Below are 12,275 nucleotides of genomic sequence, written 5' to 3'. Positions count from 1 at the left end.
AAGCCGAAAGCTGTGGTCCAGGTGGCGAAAGGCGCGATGCCTTTAGGCCCCGGCGCTTTCTTCCGTTTCCTCGGCTTCGTCATGCACCACGAGGGCAGTGCCGGAAAGATTGGCTTCCACCCGCTGCAGAAGCTTGCCCAGCAGCTTCTGCTCCTTCTTGTCGAAGCCGCGAAACGCCTGCTTCTCGGTCTTCCGCACCGATTTCTCGATGGCGCGAATCGTATCTCGCCCATTCTGGGTCAGGAACACATGCGCCTGGCGCGCGTCGGATTCGGAGGCGCGCTTTTCCAGAAAACCCTGCACCTGCAGCCGGTTGATGGTCTTGGTGATGGTGGGCGGGCGAACGCCGAGCCGCGTCGCGAGCTGGCCGGGCGTCTGCCCGTCCTCGAGGTTAAGCGCCAGCATGATCTGGTCCTGCCCGGCATAGAAGCCGTGCTCCAGCAAGCGCGCGGCCAATGCGGTTCGCGACAGCCGCGCCGCCGAATGCAGATGGTTCATGGTCGCGCTTCTGTCTGCCTTGGCCATTCGTCACCTCTCCGCTCGACGCCATGCCGCCAGCCCTTTGCCGGCAACCGGGCCCGACGCGCTCATGCCAGACGCAAATAACAGTCGGATGACAAAGGAAAGTAGTCGATCGGCCCGCATCCTCCAACAGCCATGCTTGCGCGCGTCCGAAATTCCCGGCCGCAATGGCCCCGCCTCGCCGAAAGTCCTACCCGGATTGGTGCGTGCAAAACCGCCCCCGCCGTCCTATATGGAGCCCAATCATCCTATCGAGGACATCATGAGCGAAGCACAGACGCAGATCCCCGTAACCGTGCTCACCGGCTATCTCGGCTCGGGCAAGACCACGCTGCTTAACCGCATCCTCTCCGAAAACCACGGCAAGCGCTATGCCGTCATCGTCAACGAATTCGGCGAGATCGGCATCGACAACGACCTGATCGTGGAATCCGACGAGGAAATCTACGAGATGAACAATGGCTGCGTGTGCTGCACGGTGCGCGGCGATTTGATCCGCGTCGTGGAAGGCCTGATGCGCCGCCCCGGCCGTTTCGACGCCATCGTGGTGGAAACCACCGGCCTGGCCGACCCGGTGCCCGTAGCGCAGACCTTCTTCATGGACGAGGACGTCCGCTCCAAGACCAAGCTCGACGCCGTTGTGGCACTGGTGGATGCCAAGCACCTGCCGCTGCGCCTGAAGGACAGCCGCGAGGCGGAAGACCAGATCGCCTTCGCCGACGTGGTGGTGGTCAACAAGACCGACCTGGTGGACGAGGACGAACTGCGGACGGTGGAAGCCACCATCCGCGCCATCAACCCCGCCGCCGCCATTCACCGCACGACCCGCGCCGGCGTGCCGCTGGAAACGGTGCTCGACCGCGGCGCCTTCGACCTCAAGCGCGTTCTGGAGAACGAGCCGAACTTCCTCGAAGCGCATGATCACGACCACGATCATGAATGCGGCCCGAATTGCGACCACGACCATCACCATCATCACGACCATGACCATGATCACGACCACCACGGTCATGCCTCGCCGATCCATGACGTGACGGTGCAGTCGGTTTCGCTGCGCGCCGGCGAGATGGACCCGAAAAAATTCTTCCCCTGGATCGAGAAGATCACCCAGCTCGAGGGGCCGAATATCCTGCGCCTCAAGGGCATCATCGCCATCAAGGACGACCCGGAGCGCTACGTCATCCAAGGCGTGCACATGATCATCGAGGGCGACCATCAGCGCGCCTGGAAGGACGGCGAGACACACGAGAGCCGCCTCGTCTTCATCGGCCGCCAGCTCGACGCCGAGCGCCTGAAGCGCAGCTTCGAGGCCTGCCAGGCGGCTTGAGCCCACTCGGCAGGCGCTGGAGCGCCTGCCCCTACCCATTCTTGCCCAGGCCGGAAAGGTCGAGTAATCCCGGTCATCGGCTCCCGTCACGCCGATGACGGACGCGTTCGACAGCATCGATCTGATCCGCAGTATCCAACGGAAGACACTAGAGCCCATGCCCACCGTCGCGCCGCTTGATCTCGAAGGCCACTGCATCGCCGCCGTCTTCCTCGGCGGCGTCCCGCATTTCGCGCTGGCCGACGGCGTCGTCCACCGGCTCGACCACGGCCACAAATGGACCGAGCTGCACGACGGTCTCTTGTCCACCGCCTACGACGCCGCCCGCTCGCGGCTGATCACCGGCGGGGAAGACGGCAAGGTCCGCGCGCTCGGCGCGGGCGACGCGGTCGAGACCCTGGCCGAAATCGGCAGGAAGTGGATCACCAGCGTAGCGGCCGGCCCGCAGGGCGCCATCGCCTATGCCACCGGCAAGGTCGCCAGCGTGCGCTTCGCCGACGGCAAGGTGAAGGATTTCGTCCATCCCCGTTCGGTCGAGGGACTGGCCTTCGCGCCAAAGGGCATGCGCATCGGCGTTGCCCGCTACAATGGCGCGACGCTGCATTTCCCGGCCACCGAAGGCAAGCCGACCGAACTGGAATGGGCCGGCGCCCACACCGGCATCACGTTCTCGCCCGACGGCAACTATGTCGTCACCACCATGCAGGAAAACGCCCTGCATGGCTGGAGACTTTCCGACGCCAAGCACATGCGCATGAGCGGCTATCCGATGAAGGTGAAGAGCCTGTCGTGGAGCGCCAAGGGCAAATGGCTGGCCAGCTCCGGCGCGCCGGCGGCAATCGTCTGGCCCTTCGTGGGCAAGGACGGCCCGATGGGCAAGGCGCCGCTGGAGCTCGGCACGCGCGGCAACGCCGCCGTCACCTGCGTGGCCTGTCACCCCAGCGAGGACATCGTGGCCATCGGCTACAATGACGGCATGATCCTCGCCGCCCGCTTCGCCGACCAGAAGGAGGTGCTTCTGCGCCGCCCCGGCAAGGGCGCCATCACCGCGATGAGCTGGGACGACGACGAACGCCGCATCGCCTTCGGCTCCGAGACCGGCGACTGCGGGGTGATCGACATCGCGGGCTAAGCAACGCCGCCCACTCCCTGCCCCAACTTCCCGCCATTGCCTGGATGCAGGCGGGACGCTACAACTTCTGCTCCACAATAATGGGCAGGAAATAATTGCGGACATCAGGGAACAAGGCCACCACGCAGGGCGGCATCAGTCTGGCGCGCATAGCAACCATTCGCGCCACCGAAGCAACCGCATTCCGCGAGGCGCGGCCGAAATCCGAGGCGGCTGTCGGCAATGGCCTCAAGGGCTTCCTCGATGGAGTGCCGATGCACTGGATGAACGACTGGCCGACCCCGTTCCCCATCCTGGTGGAGAAGGCCAAGGGCGCCACCATCACTGACATCGACGGCAACAAGCTGGCCGATTTTTGCCTGGGTGACACCGGCTCGATGTTCGGCCATTCGCCTGAGCCGGTAGCCAAGGCCATCCGCCGCCAGGCCAAGCGCGGCCTGACCTACATGCTGCCCAGCGAGGACGTGTTGCCGCTGGGCGAACTGCTTGCCGCGCGCTTCGGCCTGCCGCACTGGCAGATCGCCACCACCGCCACCGACGCCAACCGCTTCGCGCTGCGGGTGGCGCGTGCCATCACCAATCGTCCCAAGATCCTCGTCTTCAACGGCTGCTATCACGGCTCGGTCGACGAGACGATGGTGCGCTTGAAGGACAGCAAGCCGATCAACCGGCCGGGGCTCGCAGGCGAGTTCCGCGATCTGACCCAGAGCGCCAAAATCGTCGAGTTCAACGACCTTCCCGCGCTGGAGGCTGCCCTTGCCGAAGGCGACGTGGCCTGCGTCATCACCGAGCCGGTGCTGACCAATTGCTGCATGGTGCTGCCCGAGCCAGGCTTCCACGAAGGCCTGCGTGCCATTACCCGCCGCCACGGCACGCTGCTTCTCATCGACGAGACACACACCATCTCCACCGGCCCGGGCGGCTACACCCGCAGATACAATCTCGAGCCCGACCTTTTCGTGCTCGGCAAGCCTGTGGCCGGCGGCGTGCCCGCCAGCGTCTGGGGCATGAGCGAGGAGGTGGCGAGCCGCTACAATGCCTACAACCTCACCCGCGAAGCCGGCTTTTCCGGCATGGGCACCACGCTCTCGGCCAACCCGCTGCAGTTCGCCGCCATGCGCGCGAACCTTGAAGAGGTGATGACCGAAGAAAACTACGGGCATATGGAAAAGCTGGCCGGCCGGCTCGCCGCGGGGCTGGAAGCCTCGATCACGCGTCACAACCTGCCCTGGCACGTGCAGCGTGTAGGCGCCCGCGTCGAGTTCATCTGCGCGCCCGGCCCGCTGAAGAACGGGGCCGAGGCGGAGGAAGCCCATGCGCCGAAGCTGGAGGTGGCCATCCATGTCGCGCTGGTCAATCGCGGCGTGCTGATCGCTCCATTCCACAACATGATGCTGGTTTCGCCGGTGACGACCAGGAAGCAGGTCGACAAGCTGATCGCCGCCTTCGACGACATCGCCAAAGATCTCGTGGCGTGATTTCTCCTGCATCCCCATGGGCCCGGCGGCCGTGGGGATGACTGACTGCAGCATCATCGCCCATGGCGACTCAAAAACAGAGTATCTCCCAATGATTTCCCCTTCCGGCTCGACCGTCGAAGAAGCCAAGGCCTTCCTCGACGCGCATCCCGAAATCGAAGCCTTCGACATCGTGCTCACCGACCCCAACGGCGTCGGCCGCGGCAAGATCATCCGCCGCCACGAACTGATGGGCCTCTACGAGGGCGGCCGCCACCTGCCGATCTCCATCCTCGGCCTCGACATCACCGGCGAGGACGTGCACGAAACCGGCCTGATCTGGGATTCCGGCGACGGCGACCTGCGCGCCTGGCCCATTCCCGGCACGTTGGTGCCGCTCTACGGAACCAGTCCCGCGCGCGGCCAGGTGCTGATGTCGATGTTCCACCTCGACGGCGCACCGATGACCTCCGACCCGCGCCTGGCGCTGGTGCGGCAGGTCGAAGCGCTCGCCGCCAAGGGCTTGCACCCGGCCGGCGCCTTCGAGCTGGAGTTCTTCCTGCTTGCCAACGAGCGCGACGCCGAAGGCCGCGTGCAGCCGGCCAACGCCGTGCTGGACGGCCGCCGCAGCGGCAAGACCGAGGTCTATTCGGTCGACCATCTGCATGGCATGGAGCCGCTGTTCTCCGACATCTACGCCGCTGCGAAGGCACAAGGGATTCCGGCCGAGACCGTGATTTCCGAATATGCGCCCGGCCAGTACGAGCTGACGCTTCACTACCGCAAGGACGTGCTGCGGGCGGCCGACGATCTCGTGATGCTGAAGCGCCTCGTGCGCGCGCAGGCCCGCCGCCACGGCGTCACCGCCTGCTTCATGGCCAAGCCCATCGAGAAATATGCCGGCTCGGGCATGCATCTCCACGTCTCGCTGCAGGACGACGCCGGCACAAACGTCTTCACCGAGGCGACGGAAGGCCAATGGTCGCCCACGCTGCTTCACGCGCTGGGCGGGCTTGCCGACACCATGGCCGAATCCATGCTGGTGTTTGCCCCGCACGCCAATTCCTGGCGGCGCTTCGTGTCGCAGTCCTACGCGCCGGTTGCGCCGACCTGGGGCGTCAACAACCGGTCGGTGGCGCTGCGCGTGCCGGCCGGCGACAAGAAAAACCGCCGCATCGAGCATCGCCCCTCAGGCGTCGACGCCAATCCCTATCTGGTCGCCGCGACGGTCCTTGCCGGCATCGCCAAGGGGCTGGACGAGAATCTCGATCCTGGGCCGGAAGTCACCGGCAATGGCTACGAGGCCGAGACCGGGGCGCATGGCAAGATGCCGTCCGATTGGCGCAGCGCCATCGAGGCGGCGAAGGCTTCCGCCTTCCTCAAGCAGGCGCTGGGCGAGGACCTTCACCGCACCTTCACCGCGATCAAGGAAGCCGAGTATCTGCGCGTTGCCCGCACGGTGAGCGAACTCGACTACCACCTCTATCTGCACGAGGTGTAGGCGACGGCACATTTGCCGGAACCTGCGCGCCCCTCGCTCATTTCTCGCGCGAGGGGTTTTTGCAGGAGGCAATGATGCCCACACACCCCGTGCCGCATGGCGAGCGGACCCGCGCCAGAAGCCGTCTGAAGCGGCCGGTCCGTCCGGACACGGCCGACTACCCTACCCTCACCATTGCCCGCGCCGCCGCGCGTTCGTGCCGGCGGTGCCCGCTCTGGCAAAATGCGACCCAGACCGTCTTCGGCGAAGGGCCGGAACATGCGGAAATCATATTCGTCGGCGAACAGCCGGGCGACCAGGAGGACCTTGCCGGCAGGCCCTTCGTCGGCCCGGCAGGCCGGATGCTCGACGAGATCCTCGACGAAGCCGAGATCGACCGCAGCAAGGTCTACGTCACCAATGCAGTGAAGCACTTCAAATTCGAGCCGCGCGGCAAGCGGCGCATCCACAGCAAGCCCAACGCCGGCGAAATCCGCGCGTGCCGCTGGTGGCTCGAGAAGGAACTGGCGCTGACCGTGCCTAGGCTTGCGGTCGCGCTCGGCGCCACGGCCGCCCATGCACTGCTCGGCGAGGTCGTTCCAGTGACGAAACTGCGCGGCAGCATTGTCGATCGGGACGACGGGCTGCGCGTCTTCATAACCGTCCACCCCTCCTTCATCCTGCGCCTGCCGGAGGAAGTCGACAAACGCGCCGAACGGGCGCGGTTTCTGGAGGACATGAGGGCGGTGGCGCGGATGATGGGATGAATTTGCCCGCTCATCCGGCCTAGAAATGCCCCCCACCCCTAGCCCCTCCCCACAAGGGGGAGGGGGACTTTGCCCACCGCTAATCTTAGCCGTTCTGAATGGCCTCGGCGGTCAAATCATCCCCCTCCCCCTTGTGGGGAGGGGTTAGGGGTGGGGGAATAACACCGGTCAGGCTTGGCAAAACCCTTACTTTATCGCACCAATATCGCCCTAAAATCGTTCACATTCGTGCCAGTCGGGCCGGGGACAAAAAGGTCGCCGACGGAATGGAACGCCGTCCAGGCGTTGTTGCCGGCCAGCAGCGCCTTGGCGTCGACGCCTGCCGCCCGCATGCGTGCCACGCTGGTGCCGTCGGCAAAGGCGCCGGCATTGTCTTCCGAACCGTCGATGCCATCCGTGTCCGCTGCCAGCGCATTGATGCCCGGCACGCCGTCGATTCCCAGCGCAAACGCAAGCAAAAATTCGCTGTTGCGGCCGCCTTTGCCCTTCGCGCGCAGCGTCACCGTCGTTTCGCCTCCCGAGAGGATCAGCACCGGCTTGCTGAACGGCCGGTCGCGGGTCGCCACCTCGCGGGCCAGCGCGGCGTGAACCGAACCGACATCGCGCGCCTCGCCCTCGATGCAATCGGAGAGAATGACGGCCTCGACGCCCTGCCGCTTGGCTTCGGCGGCCGCTGCCTCCAGCGACACGGCCGCGGATGCGATCAGTCGCACCTCGTTGCGGGCGAAGCGTTCGTCGTCGGCAAGCGGCGCGTCGGCCTCGGGCGAATTCAGATGCGCCATCACTGCTTCGGGCAGTTTCAAGCCGTAGGCATCAATCGCCGCCAGCGCCTCCGCACGACCGCCGGCATTCGGAACGGTCGGGCCGGAAGCGACGAGCGCCGGGTTGTCGCCGGGAATGTCGGAGACGATCAGCGAAACCACTTTGGCTGGATAGGCGGCGGCCGCCAGCCGCCCGCCCTTGATGGTCGAAACATGCTTGCGGATCAGGTTCATCACCGAGATCGGCGCACCCGATGCCAGCAGCGCCTCGTTGACCGCGACCTCGTCGGCCAGCGTCAGGCCAGCGGGCGGCGCGGGCAAGAGGGCCGAGCCCCCGCCGCAGACCAGTGCGATCACGAGGTCGTCGGCTGTCAGGCCCGAGACCTGGTCGACCAGCGCTTTCGCCGCCTTCAGTCCGGCAGCGTCTGGCACCGGGTGGGAAGCCTCCAGAACCCGCAGACGCTCGCAGGGCGCGCCATAGCCGTATCGCGTCACCACCACGCCTTCCAGCGATCCGTCCCAGACCTTTTCCAGCGCCGCCGCCATTTGCGCAGCGCCCTTGCCGGCGCCCACCACAACCGTGCGCCCCTTGGGCTTTTCGGGAAGATGCGCGCGGATGGTTTTCTCCGGGTCGGCCGCAGCCACCGCCGCAGCGAATATCGAGGTGAGGAAGGATCGGGGCTCGATGGTCATGAATGCTGCACTCCTTCGAAAGCAACGTAGAGCATGATCTCAGCCCATTTAAACCGCAGCCAAAGCCAACGCCTCCGCGTCCAGCCCCAGATATTGGCTCAACGCAGCGACGACGACATTGTGGTCCTCGCGCTCGGGCAGGCCAGACACAGCGATTGCGCCGATGACGCCAGCTCCCTTGACCCTGATCGGAAATCCGCCGCCAGCCAGCACGTAGTCGGCTATGTCCAGCCCCTCGCCCACCTTGAAGGTGCGGTCGGGGCGGTTCTGCTCGAGCACCATCAGGTAAGTGCTCTTGAGATAGCGCCTGACCACGTTGATCTTGCGCCGCGCCCAGTCCGGATTGGACGCATTCGAGCCGGGCATGGCGGCATAGAAGAGCGGCCGGTCGAAGGTGCGGATGTCGACGATTATTGGCAGGTTTTCGCGCAGCGCCCGCTGGCGAATGGCCGAGCCGATCTCGAAGGCCACGGCCTCGTCGAAGCGGTCGAAGACGAGTTCCGTCTCCTGCCTCTTGATGCGTTCGATATCACCTGCCATTTGCGTCCCCTCCCGATGTTCTGGCTGGCCTGGTCCGACCGCGGCGACACGGTCAAGGCACCAGATGTATCAGCCCAGCATGTCGGCCAATGCGATGTCCAGCGCCGCCTCGACATGCAGCTCGGTCGCGTCGAAAGCCGGAAGCGGATAATCCCCGGTGCCCACCAGCAGCGGCAGCTCCGTGCAGCCCAGAATGAAGGACTGCGCACCGCGCGCCGCAAGATCCGCGGTCATCTCGAGCAGCGCCGCCCGCGACGCATCCTCGACTTTGCCGAGCGTCAGTTCATCGATGATGATGCGATGCAGCCTCTCGCGCTGTTCGGCATCCGGCGTAAGCACTTCAAGGCCGTGGCCCCTCAGGCGGTCGGAAAGGAATTCCTGTTCCATCGTATAGCGTGTTCCGAGCAGGCCGACGCGCGAAAGGCCCCTGGCCTTGAGGCTTTGCGCGGTTGGATCGGCGACGTGCAGAAGGGGCACGGAGACGGTCGCCTGCACTTCGTCAAAGACACGGTGCGCCGACACGGCGGTAATCATCACCAGTTCGGCGCCGGCCTTTTCCAGCCACCGCGCCGCGTCGCTCACGCGTTCGGCGACGACGTCCCAACGGCCGAGGGCAGCCATGCGGTTAATCTCGTCGAAGTCGAGAGTATACAGAAGCGACCTGGCATTGTGGTGCCCGCCAAGCCGTGCGCCCGCCCCAAGGTTGAGCAGCCGATAGTATATGGCGCTCGATTCCCAGCTCATGCCGCCCACCATGCCGATGAGCCTCGACTGTCCGGTCATGATCGGGCCCCTCTCCGCTTGCGCCACTTCCGCTAGGCCATATCGCCCTTCGCGGGCCGGCCCGCGATATAAACCTCACGCACAGCGCGGTCGTCGCCCACGGTCTGCAGCAGGAAAAGCTCTTCGGCGAGGCTTTCGATGCTCTCCATGCGTAGCCGCATCAGCGGCGTGGCGCGCGAGTCCAGAACCACAATGTCGGCGTCGGTGCCGGCTTCCAGCGTGCCCACGCGATCCTCCACCGACAGCGCCCGCGCATTTCCGAGCGTCATTTGCCAGAAGGAGGCGAATGGGTTCAGCTTCTCGCCGTTCAGCGCGATCACCTTGTAGCCCTCGTCCATGGTGCGCAGCATCGAATAGCTGGTGCCGCCGCCGACATCGGTGGCTATGGCGATCCGGATCGGCCTTTCCCGCCTGCGATAGCGCTGGTAGTCGAACAGGCCCGAGCCGAGGAACAGGTTGGAGGTAGGACAAAAGACCGCCACCGACCCGGTGTCCGACAGTGCATCCGCCTCGCGCTCCGACAGGTGGATGCAGTGGCCAAGCAGCGTCTTGGACCCCAGCAGGCCGTAATGCTCGTAGATGTCGGTATAGTCCTTCGCCCAGGGATAAAGCTGCTGCGTGAATTCGATCTCGGCGTGGTTTTCCGAAAGATGCGTCTGGATGTGCAGGTCGGGGAACTCGACTGCCAGCGCCTTCGCCATCTCCATCTGCTCGGGCGAGGAGGTGATGGCGAAGCGCGGCGTGATCGCATAGTGCTGGCGGCCCTTGCCGTGCCACTGGCCGATCAGCGCCTTGGTGTCGTCATAGCCGGATTGCGGCGTGTCCAGCACGCCTTCCGGCGCGTTGCGGTCCATCATCACCTTGCCGGCGATGTTGAGCATGTTGCGCGCATGGCTTTCCTCAAAGAAGGCCTCGGCCGACTGCTTGTGCACCGAGCAATAGGCGGCCACCGTGGTGGTGCCGTGGCGCACCATCTCGTCCAGGAACAGCCGCGCCACGCGGCGGCCATACTGCGCGTCGCGGAATTTCGTCTCCTCGGGGAAGGTGTAGGTGTTCAGCCAACCAAGCAGCTCGGCGCCATAGGAGGCAATCACCTGCAGCTGCGGGAAATGCACATGCGCATCGAGGAAGCCGGGCAGGATGAGATGCGGCCGGTGGTCTATCCTCTTCGCGTCCGCGGCGGCCTTGCGCTCGACCTCGGCATAGGCCCCGGTGGCGACGATCCTGCCGTCGCGCATCAGCACGCCGCCGTCCTCCTCATAGGCATAGGCGCCGTGGTCGTCGATCGCATCGGGCCAGCGCAGAAAGCTCAGCGTGCGGCCGCGAAGGAGGGTTTCGGTCATTGCTGCGTCTTCTTTCCTGCTTCTTCAAACCAGCTGACCAGCAGCTGCCGCTCCTGCGGCGTGATCTCGGTCACGTTGCCGGGGGGCATTGCATGGCTGCGGCCGGCCTGCAGATAGATCTCCCGGGCGTGGCTGGCAATCGCCTCGTCCGAATCGAGCGCCACGCCCTTGGGCGCCTGGTAGACGCCCTCATACACCGGCTCGGCCATATGGCACATGGAGCAGCGGCCGAGCACTGTGTCGCGCACGGCCGGGAAATGCGCCGAGGCGACAAGCGCCTGCTCGCCCGCCGACATCTTCTGCTCGTCGCCCGTCAGCACCTTCGGCACGGTCGACAGCCACATGACGATGACGAACAGGATCGCCGTGGCAAGCCAGGTCCAGGTCGGGTTGCCCTTGCCGGCGTGGCGGGTGTTGAAATAGTGGCGGATCAGCACGCCCATCATGAACACCAGCGAGGCGATGACCCAGTTGAACTCGGTGCCGAACGCCAGCGGATAGTGGTTCGACAGCATCAGGAACAGCACCGGCAGCGTCAGGTAGTTGTTGTGCAGCGAGCGCTGCTTGGCGATCTTGCCGTATTTCGGGTCGGGCTTGCGGCCCGCGATCAGGTCGGCCACCACGATCTTCTGGTTGGGGATGATGACCATGAAGACGTTGGCCGACATGATCGTGGCGGTAATCGCGCCCAGATGCACGAAGGCGGCCCGGCCGGTGAACAAATGCGTCAGCCCCCACGAGATGAACACCAGGATGACGTAGAGCAGGACCATCAGGCCGGTGTCGGCCTTGCCGATCAGCCAGCGGCACAGAAGGTCATAGACGATCCAGCCTCCAGCCAGGCAGGCGAGCGAGATCAAGATGGCGACGGGCACGGAGACGTCCAGCACGTTGCGGTCGATCAGGAACAGGTCCGCGCCCGCATAGTAGACGATGGCGAGCATCGCGAAGCCGGTCATCCAGGTGAAATAGGATTCCCATTTGAACCAGGTCAGGTGCTCGGGCATCTGCTCCGGCGCCACCAGATATTTCTGGATGTGGTAGAAGCCGCCGCCATGCACCTGCCACTCCTCGCCGAAGGCTCCCTTTGGCAGGCCCGGCCGCTGGCGCAGGCTCAGGTCCAGCGCGACGAAATAGAAGGATGAGCCGATCCACGCGATCGCGGTGATGACATGCGTCCAGCGCATGCCGAAGCTCAACCAGTCCCACAAAACTGCGTAGTCGTTCATTGACGCCCCTCTTAGATCGCCCTGCGTCCGCTCGGACGCACAAGGGACGATCTAGCATTTCGGATGAGGATCGGAACATTCCGAAAACCGTGGTCCAGTTTTGGTCCGATGCTCTTGCAGGGTTTCGACTTTACGGCCTCGCCGGCAAACGGAAAGAGCCCAACCATTCGATGACTTTCAAAAAAAACTAAAAAATATTAGCGTGACTGCATTTGTTTCAGCAGATGGAACCGCCCTTTCG

11 protein-coding genes are annotated in these 12,275 nt (G+C 64.9%); 5 read left to right on the top strand and 6 right to left on the bottom strand.

What is annotated here, in order from left to right; translation table 11 throughout:
• Window positions 1-42: 42 nt before the first annotated feature.
• Window positions 43-525, bottom strand: a complete 483-nt coding sequence (locus AC3A4H_RS21770) for a MarR family winged helix-turn-helix transcriptional regulator (RefSeq protein WP_348780672.1) — start codon at window positions 523-525, stop codon at window positions 43-45.
• 259 nt (window positions 526-784) lie between these two features.
• Here AC3A4H_RS21770 and AC3A4H_RS21765 point away from each other — a divergent pair, with 259 nt between their 5' ends.
• The 5 genes from AC3A4H_RS21765 (at window position 785) to AC3A4H_RS21745 (ending at window position 6,685) form a co-directional block, all read left to right on the top strand.
• Entirely contained in the window at window positions 785-1,849 is a 1,065-nt protein-coding gene (locus AC3A4H_RS21765; protein ID WP_487768583.1) for a CobW family GTP-binding protein, read from the top strand.
• Between the two features lie 157 nt (window positions 1,850-2,006).
• Window positions 2,007-2,981, top strand: coding sequence for a WD40 repeat domain-containing protein (locus AC3A4H_RS21760; protein WP_487768582.1), 975 nt, complete (start codon window positions 2,007-2,009; stop codon window positions 2,979-2,981).
• A 95-nt stretch (window positions 2,982-3,076) separates the two neighbouring features.
• Complete coding sequence (locus AC3A4H_RS21755) at window positions 3,077-4,459, top strand: aspartate aminotransferase family protein (RefSeq protein ID WP_487768581.1); 1,383 nt, start codon at window positions 3,077-3,079, stop codon at window positions 4,457-4,459.
• A 91-nt stretch (window positions 4,460-4,550) separates the two neighbouring features.
• Window positions 4,551-5,939, top strand: a complete 1,389-nt coding sequence (locus AC3A4H_RS21750; protein ID WP_487768580.1) for a glutamine synthetase family protein — start codon at window positions 4,551-4,553, stop codon at window positions 5,937-5,939.
• Between the two features lie 71 nt (window positions 5,940-6,010).
• Window positions 6,011-6,685 (top strand): UdgX family uracil-DNA binding protein, encoded by a 675-nt coding sequence (locus tag AC3A4H_RS21745; protein ID WP_487768579.1) that lies wholly within the window; start codon window positions 6,011-6,013, stop codon window positions 6,683-6,685.
• Window positions 6,686-6,876: 191 nt separating this feature from the next.
• Here the strand turns inward: AC3A4H_RS21745 and AC3A4H_RS21740 are convergent, their stop codons facing one another.
• From AC3A4H_RS21740 to AC3A4H_RS21720, 5 genes are all read right to left on the bottom strand, one after another.
• Window positions 6,877-8,139, bottom strand: a complete 1,263-nt coding sequence (locus AC3A4H_RS21740) for a glycerate kinase type-2 family protein (RefSeq protein WP_487768578.1) — start codon at window positions 8,137-8,139, stop codon at window positions 6,877-6,879.
• A 48-nt stretch (window positions 8,140-8,187) separates the two neighbouring features.
• Window positions 8,188-8,679, bottom strand: coding sequence for a heme-degrading domain-containing protein (locus AC3A4H_RS21735; protein ID WP_487768577.1), 492 nt, complete (start codon window positions 8,677-8,679; stop codon window positions 8,188-8,190).
• A 69-nt stretch (window positions 8,680-8,748) separates the two neighbouring features.
• On the bottom strand, window positions 8,749-9,462 hold the full coding sequence (locus tag AC3A4H_RS21730; RefSeq protein WP_487768576.1) for an aspartate/glutamate racemase family protein: 714 nt from the start codon (window positions 9,460-9,462) through the stop codon (window positions 8,749-8,751).
• Window positions 9,463-9,494: 32 nt separating this feature from the next.
• Entirely contained in the window at window positions 9,495-10,805 is a 1,311-nt protein-coding gene (gene guaD, locus AC3A4H_RS21725; protein WP_487768575.1) for a guanine deaminase, read from the bottom strand.
• The gene (locus AC3A4H_RS21720) at window positions 10,802-12,034 is read right to left on the bottom strand and encodes a urate hydroxylase PuuD (protein ID WP_487768574.1); all 1,233 of its coding nucleotides are present in this window, start codon (window positions 12,032-12,034) and stop codon (window positions 10,802-10,804) included. Before AC3A4H_RS21720 ends, guaD begins: the two co-directional genes overlap by 4 nt.
• Between the last annotated feature and the right edge of the window lie 241 nt (window positions 12,035-12,275).

It is taken from the genome of Pseudaminobacter sp. Soil_N_29 (genome assembly GCF_057656055.1).
The sequence above is the reverse complement of the archived record's forward strand: the minus strand, read 5'-3'. Positions and strand labels throughout refer to the sequence as shown.

What these genes read in the sequence shown, in the direction of transcription:
- AC3A4H_RS21770 (WP_348780672.1), bottom strand. Translation starts at nt 525, where the DNA reads ATGGCCAAGGCAGACAGAAGCGCGACCATGAACCATCTGCATTCGGCG.
- AC3A4H_RS21765 (WP_487768583.1), top strand. Translation starts at nt 785, where the DNA reads ATGAGCGAAGCACAGACGCAGATCCCCGTAACCGTGCTCACCGGCTAT.
- AC3A4H_RS21760 (WP_487768582.1), top strand. Translation starts at nt 2,007, where the DNA reads ATGCCCACCGTCGCGCCGCTTGATCTCGAAGGCCACTGCATCGCCGCC.
- AC3A4H_RS21750 (WP_487768580.1), top strand. Translation starts at nt 4,551, where the DNA reads ATGATTTCCCCTTCCGGCTCGACCGTCGAAGAAGCCAAGGCCTTCCTC.
- AC3A4H_RS21745 (WP_487768579.1), top strand. Translation starts at nt 6,011, where the DNA reads ATGATGCCCACACACCCCGTGCCGCATGGCGAGCGGACCCGCGCCAGA.
- AC3A4H_RS21740 (WP_487768578.1), bottom strand. Translation starts at nt 8,139, where the DNA reads ATGACCATCGAGCCCCGATCCTTCCTCACCTCGATATTCGCTGCGGCG.
- AC3A4H_RS21735 (WP_487768577.1), bottom strand. Translation starts at nt 8,679, where the DNA reads ATGGCAGGTGATATCGAACGCATCAAGAGGCAGGAGACGGAACTCGTC.
- AC3A4H_RS21730 (WP_487768576.1), bottom strand. Translation starts at nt 9,462, where the DNA reads ATGACCGGACAGTCGAGGCTCATCGGCATGGTGGGCGGCATGAGCTGG.
- guaD (WP_487768575.1), bottom strand. Translation starts at nt 10,805, where the DNA reads ATGACCGAAACCCTCCTTCGCGGCCGCACGCTGAGCTTTCTGCGCTGG.
- AC3A4H_RS21720 (WP_487768574.1), bottom strand. Translation starts at nt 12,034, where the DNA reads ATGAACGACTACGCAGTTTTGTGGGACTGGTTGAGCTTCGGCATGCGC.